This is a genomic window from Pseudomonas sp. GW821-FHT02A08, from assembly GCF_059422045.1.
Genome location: NZ_JBWKWD010000075.1, coordinates 1 through 6,145 on the forward strand (window position 1 = coordinate 1; position 6,145 = coordinate 6,145).

The following is a 6,145-nucleotide window of genomic DNA, read 5'->3' on the forward strand; positions in this document are numbered from 1 at the left end:
GTCGGGGTAAGGGGATTCGAACTCCTGACATCCTGCTCCCAAAGCAGGCGCGCTACCGGACTGCGCTATACCCCGGTTTGAAATTGGCTCCGTGACCAGGACTCGAACCTGGGACCCAATGATTAACAGTCATTTGCTCTACCGACTGAGCTATCACGGAACTGCACATTTCAATTTACAACTTTGAAGCTTTACTGCGTTCTCTTCAACCCGTTCGCATCGCTGCGTTCGTGTGTCTGAGGCGCGCTATTCTACAATCTTCAGCACCTCTGTCAACCCCCTAAATTGCTTTCAAGTTAATGATTTGCAACTTATTTTAGATTCCTGCTTGGGGAGCGGAAACCCTGGCGGGTGACTTACTGCGGGGCGCACTTTACAAGCCTTTTCCTTTGAGTTCAACAGCCTAACGAAAAAAAGGCCTCGTTATGCGAGGCCTTTTCGATTTTGCTGCCGTTATGGATCAGACGAAGACGATTTCGTCGTTTTCCACCACGCCGTGAGCGGTATCGCCCGGCATGAATCGACCGGACAGAATCAGCTGCGCCAGCGGGTTCTCGATCCAGCGCTGGATAGCGCGCTTGAGCGGCCGTGCGCCATACACCGGGTCGTAGCCGACCGCGATCAGCTTGTCCATCGCCTCAGGGCTGAGCTCAAGCTTCAGCTCGCGCTCGGTCAGGCGGCTGCGCAGACGACCCAACTGGATCTCGGTAATACCGGCGATCTGATCCCGTGCCAACGGCTCGAAGATCACCACTTCGTCGACCCGGTTGATGAACTCCGGCCGGAAGTGGCTGGAAATCGCATCCATCACCGCCGCCCGCTGCGCCTCACGGTCACCGACCAGCTCCTGGATCTGTACCGACCCCAGGTTGGAGGTCATGACAATCACGGTGTTCTTGAAGTCCACCGTGCGGCCGTGGCTGTCGGTCAGACGACCATCCTCGAGCACTTGCAGCAAGATGTTGAATACATCCGGGTGCGCCTTCTCGACTTCGTCCATGAGGATCACCGAATACGGCTTGCGACGTACGGCCTCGGTCAGGTAACCGCCCTCTTCGTAGCCCACGTAGCCTGGTGGCGCACCGATCAAGCGAGCCACGGAGTGTTTCTCCATGAACTCGGACATGTCGATCCGCACCATCGCCTCTTCAGTGTCGAAGAGGAACTCGGCCAGGGCCTTGCACAGCTCGGTTTTACCGACACCGGTCGGGCCGAGGAACATGAACGAGCCGCTTGGCCGGTTCGGGTCGGACAACCCGGCGCGGGAACGCCGCACCGCATTGGAAACCGCGACCACAGCTTCGTCCTGGCCGATCACACGCTGGTGCAACAGGCTTTCCATTTTCATCAGCTTTTCGCGCTCGCCTTCGAGCATTTTCGACACCGGAATACCGGTCCACTTCGAAACGACTTCGGCGATCTCTTCTTCAGTCACCTTGCTGCGCAGCAACTGGTTTTCGGCTTTGCCATGCTGGTCGACCATTTGCAGGCTGCGCTCCAGATCCGGGATCACCCCGTACTGCAACTCGGCCATGCGGTTCAGGTCACCTTTGCGGCGAGCGGCTTCCAGTTCCTGACGAGACTGCTCGATCTTCTGCTGGATTTGCGCAGAACCCTGCACCTCGGCTTTTTCCGAGTTCCAGATTTCTTCGAGATCCGAGTACTCACGCTCATGACGCGCGATTTCTTCCTGCAGTTTTTCCAGACGCTTCTTCGCCGCGTCGTCACTTTCTTTCTTCAGCGCCTGGGATTCCACCTTCAGCTGAATCAGGCGACGCTCCAGACGGTCCAGCACTTCCGGCTTGGAGTCGATCTCCATGCGGATGCGGCTGGCGGCCTCATCGATCAGGTCGATGGCCTTGTCCGGCAACTGCCGGTCAGTGATGTAGCGATGACTGAGCTTGGCCGCGGCAATGATCGCGCCGTCGGTAATCGCCACCTTGTGGTGAACCTCATAACGCTCCTTGAGGCCACGCAGGATGGCGATGGTGTCTTCTTCGCTCGGCTCGTCCACCAGCACTTTCTGGAAACGTCGCTCGAGGGCGGCGTCCTTCTCGATATATTGGCGGTACTCGTTGAGCGTGGTGGCGCCAACGCAGTGCAGCTCACCGCGGGCCAGGGCCGGCTTGAGCATGTTGCCAGCATCCATCGAGCCCTCACCTTTACCGGCGCCGACCATGGTATGCAGTTCGTCGATGAACAGAATGATCTGCCCTTCCTGCTTCGACAGTTCATTGAGCAATGCCTTGAGGCGCTCTTCGAACTCGCCGCGATACTTGGCGCCAGCGATCAGCGCGCCCATGTCCAGGGACAACAGGCGTTTGCCCTTGAGGCCATCCGGCACTTCACCATTGATGATGCGCTGGGCCAGGCCTTCGGCGATGGCGGTTTTACCCACGCCAGGCTCACCGATCAGCACCGGGTTGTTCTTGGTACGACGTTGCAGCACCTGGATGGTCCGGCGAATTTCATCGTCACGGCCGATCACCGGATCCAGCTTGCCGTCCTCGGCGCGCTTGGTCAGGTCGACGGTGTACTTATCCAGGGCCTGTCGTGCTTCTTCGTGGTTCGGGTCGTTGACGGCCTCGCCGCCGCGCAGATTGTTGATCGCATTTTCCAGGGCTTTCTTGCTCACGCCCTGGCCGAGCAACAGCTTGCCGAGCTTGCTGTTCTCGTCCATGGCGGCAAGCAGCACCAGTTCGCTGGAGATAAACTGGTCACCCTTCTGCTGGGCCAGACGGTCGGCCTGATTGAGCAGGCGCGCCAGATCCTGCGACATGTTCACGTCACCGGTCGGGTTCTGGATTTTCGGTAGCTGGTCGAGTTCTTTGGTCAGCTCTTTACGCAAGCTGTTGACGTCGAAGCCCACCTGCATCAGCAGGGGCTTGATCGAGCCGCCCTGCTGTTCGAGCAAGGCTTGCATCAAGTGCGCCGGTTCAATGGCCGGATGATCGTGGCCGACAGCCAGGGATTGGGCATCGGACAACGCTAACTGCAATTTGCTGGTTAAACGGTCTATACGCATGGGTCACCTTCCTTTTGAGCAGGCCGGACCTATAAAACATCCTGAATGAAGAAACCTGCCGGATACCACAATAGATGTGGTCGATTCTGGGAGTTTCAAGCGTCTGGACGTTGATGCAGGTCAGGCAAGTCTAGCGTTCGAGCCAGACAAGGGAGGCAAAACGACCGGTGCGGGACGCACGGCGGTAGGAAAAGAAGCGTGGATCGGTGACGGTGCAGAAACCGCCACCGTAGACAGCGGTTACACCACGAGCTGCCAGACGCAAGCGCGCCAACATATAGATGTCGGCCATGAATTTGCCGGGGTTCTGGCTTGGTACAAAAGCTTGAGCTGCTTGCGGTAACTGCTGGACGAATGTCTCGCGCACTTCGGGGCCGACTTCAAAGGCTTGCGGACCAATGGCCGGACCTAACCAGACGAGCACTTCTGCTGGTGGCACGGCCAGGCTGTCGAGGGTTGCTTCCAGCACGCCCGCCGCCAACCCGCGCCAACCGGCATGGGCCGCAGCGACGCGGGTGCCGGCACGGTCGCAAAACAGCGCAGGCAGGCAATCGGCGGTCATCGCCGCGCAGGCGACGCCCGGCGTTGATGTCCAACTGGCATCAGCCGTATCCACCCGGCCAGGATCGGCATGGACCACGACGATGCCGTGGACCTGCTGCAGCCAGGCCGGTTGAATGGAGAAATGATCGGTAAGACGACGGCGATTCTCGGCAACAGCTTCAGGGCTGTCGTCGACGTGATCGCCGAGGTTGAGGCTGTCGAACGGCGCCACACTGACGCCGCCCGCACGGGTGGTGACGCAGGCTTTGACCCCGGCCGGCGCGGGCCAGTCAGGAATCAGCCAGTCACTCATCCGATGAACGCCTCGCGGTCTTGCTTGAGCAGGGTGAGAAGCCAGACGAAATCTTCCGGCAACGGCGATTCCCAGCTCATGCGCTGACCGGTGGTCGGATGATCCAGTTCCAGGAAACGCGCATGCAGCGCCTGACGCGGGAAGTTTTTCAGCGACTCGACCATGGTCGGGTTGGCGGCCGGCGGGATACGGAAACGACCGCCGTAGGCAGGATCTCCGACCAACGGGTAGTTGATGTGCGCCATGTGCACGCGAATCTGGTGCGTACGACCGGTTTCCAGCTTCACCCGCACGTGAGTGTGGGAGCGGAAGCGCTCGAGCACGCGGTAATGGCTGACGGCTTGCTTGCCACCTTCCATCACGGCCATGCGCTGGCGTTGCTGGCCGTGACGACCGATCGGCGCGTTGATCTTGCCACCGGCTGTCACCACACCGATCACGATGCACTCGTAGATCCGGCTGACGCTGCGGCTCTGCAACTGTGTAACCAGCTGCGTCTGCGCTTGAATGGTCTTGGCCACCACCATCAGACCGGTGGTGTCCTTGTCCAGGCGATGCACGATACCGGCGCGGGGCACATTGATGATGTCCGGCACGTGGTGCAGCAAGGCGTTGAGCAAGGTGCCGTCGGCATGACCGGCAGCCGGGTGCACCACCAGGCCCGCGGGCTTGTTGATCACCAGGATATCGTCGTCTTCGTAGACGATATCCAGGGCTATGTCTTGAGCGACCCATTCGCCCTGAGCTTCCTGCTCGGCAGTCAGCTCAAGGATGGCGCCGCCGTGGACGATGTCTCGCGGGCGGATAACCGCCCCATCCACAGTCAGGCGGCCGTCTTTGATCCAGGCGGAAAGGCGCGAGCGCGAGTGCTCAGCGAATAATTGTGCGGCGACTTGATCGAGGCGTTGGCCGCCCAATTCGGACGGCACCTCTGCGCGAAGTTCAATTTTATCGGACATGCTCAGACTAGGCGTCGGCACAGCCTTTGGTTTCGGCTGCGCGCTTGTGGTTAAATACGGCGTCTTTTGCCCCGAGGCTATTCAACGGGGCGCTCATCATAACAGGACGGCCACGCCCAAGACAGCGGCCGTCATAGGGACGCAAGCCGCCATGCAAGTGAAACACCTGCTGCTGATCGCCATCCTCGCATTGACCGCTGCTTGCTCATCGAAGGAAGTCGTAGACGAAAACCTCAGTGAAGTCGAGCTGTACCAACAGGCTCAAAATGACCTGGACAACAGTAGCTACACCAGTGCCATCGCCAAGCTGAAGGCTCTGGAATCGCGTTATCCGTTCGGTCGCTATGCCGATCAGGCGCAACTCGAACTCATCTACGCCAACTACAAGAACACCGAGCCAGAAGCGGCAAAGTCCGCTGCGGAACGCTTCATTCGCCTGCACCCACAGCATCCGAACGTCGATTATGCCTACTACCTCAAGGGCCTGACTTCTTTCGACCAGGACGTCGGCCTGCTGGCGCGTTTCCTGCCGCTGGACATGACCAAGCGTGACCCGGGCGCCGCCCGCGACTCCTATAACGAGTTCGCCCAGCTGACCAGCCGCTTCCCGAACAGCCGCTACGCACCGGATGCCAAGCAGCGCATGATCTATCTGCGCAACCTGCTGGCGGCCTATGAAATTCACGTGGCCGATTACTACCTGACCCGTCAGGCCTATGTCGCCGCCGCGAACCGCGGTCGTTACGTGGTGGAAAACTTCCAGGAAACCCCTTCGGTCGGCGACGGCCTGGCGGTGATGACCGAGGCCTACCAGCGCCTGCACCTGGACGAACTGGCTGCCACCAGCCTGGAAACCCTGAAGCTCAACTACCCGAACCACCCGACGCTGGTAGACGGTCAGTTCGTACCGACCGTGGCCGAAGCCGACAACCGTTCGTGGCTGAGCAAGACGACCCTGGGCCTGATCGAGTCCCGTCCGCCGCTGCCACCGGGCGAAACCCGCGCCAACCAGGACGTACAGAAGCAGTTCCAGGACGCCAAGGACGCCATCCCGGCCGAACTCAAGCCTAAAGATGACAATGGCGACGCGGTCGAAGAAGAAAATCACGAAGCGCAAGGCAACAACAGCGACCGTTCGTGGTTCAGCTACATGACCTTCGGCGTGTTCGACTGACACCCCCGGTTGTGCAAAAAGGGAGACTTTCGAGTCTCCCTTTTTTATTTCAGCTGTCCCGTCCTGAATAAGGTTTACACCTTCTGATCTGTTTTTCAGGAGGACGTAATGGAACCAGCAAAAAGGCGTAG

The 6,145-nt window shown here is 59.5% G+C and carries 4 protein-coding genes and 2 tRNA genes; 1 reads left to right on the forward strand and 5 read right to left on the reverse strand.

Annotated features, from left to right (window positions below; all coding sequences use genetic code 11):
* Position 1 precedes the first annotated feature (1 nt).
* From AC07W4_RS27685 to rluD, 5 genes are all read right to left on the reverse strand, one after another.
* Positions 2–75: transfer RNA gene (locus tag AC07W4_RS27685), tRNA-Pro, on the reverse strand.
* A gap of 9 nt (positions 76–84) precedes the next feature.
* Positions 85–160 (reverse strand) — tRNA-Asn (locus tag AC07W4_RS27690).
* Between the two features lie 300 nt (positions 161–460).
* Complete coding sequence (gene clpB / locus AC07W4_RS27695; RefSeq protein WP_008052094.1) at positions 461–3,025, reverse strand: ATP-dependent chaperone ClpB; 2,565 nt, start codon at positions 3,023–3,025, stop codon at positions 461–463.
* 130 nt (positions 3,026–3,155) lie between these two features.
* Positions 3,156–3,881, reverse strand: coding sequence for a peptidoglycan editing factor PgeF (gene pgeF / locus AC07W4_RS27700; protein WP_495034714.1), 726 nt, complete (start codon positions 3,879–3,881; stop codon positions 3,156–3,158).
* A complete protein-coding gene (gene rluD / locus AC07W4_RS27705; protein ID WP_008052092.1) occupies positions 3,878–4,840 on the reverse strand; it encodes a 23S rRNA pseudouridine(1911/1915/1917) synthase RluD in 963 nt (320 codons plus the stop codon). The genes pgeF and rluD overlap by 4 nt, the downstream gene beginning before the upstream one ends.
* 151 nt (positions 4,841–4,991) lie before the next feature.
* On the opposite strand from rluD, the gene AC07W4_RS27710 reads away from it, so the two are divergent.
* Positions 4,992–6,014, forward strand: a complete 1,023-nt coding sequence (locus AC07W4_RS27710) for an outer membrane protein assembly factor BamD (RefSeq protein WP_008052083.1) — start codon at positions 4,992–4,994, stop codon at positions 6,012–6,014.
* Positions 6,015–6,145: the final 131 nt, after the last annotated feature.

Excerpts from the sequence above, each read along its gene's own strand:
- clpB (WP_008052094.1), bottom strand. The coding sequence starts at position 3,025 with ATGCGTATAGACCGTTTAACCAGCAAATTGCAGTTAGCGTTGTCCGAT.
- pgeF (WP_495034714.1), bottom strand. The coding sequence starts at position 3,881 with ATGAGTGACTGGCTGATTCCTGACTGGCCCGCGCCGGCCGGGGTCAAA.
- rluD (WP_008052092.1), bottom strand. The coding sequence starts at position 4,840 with ATGTCCGATAAAATTGAACTTCGCGCAGAGGTGCCGTCCGAATTGGGC.
- AC07W4_RS27710 (WP_008052083.1), top strand. The coding sequence starts at position 4,992 with ATGCAAGTGAAACACCTGCTGCTGATCGCCATCCTCGCATTGACCGCT.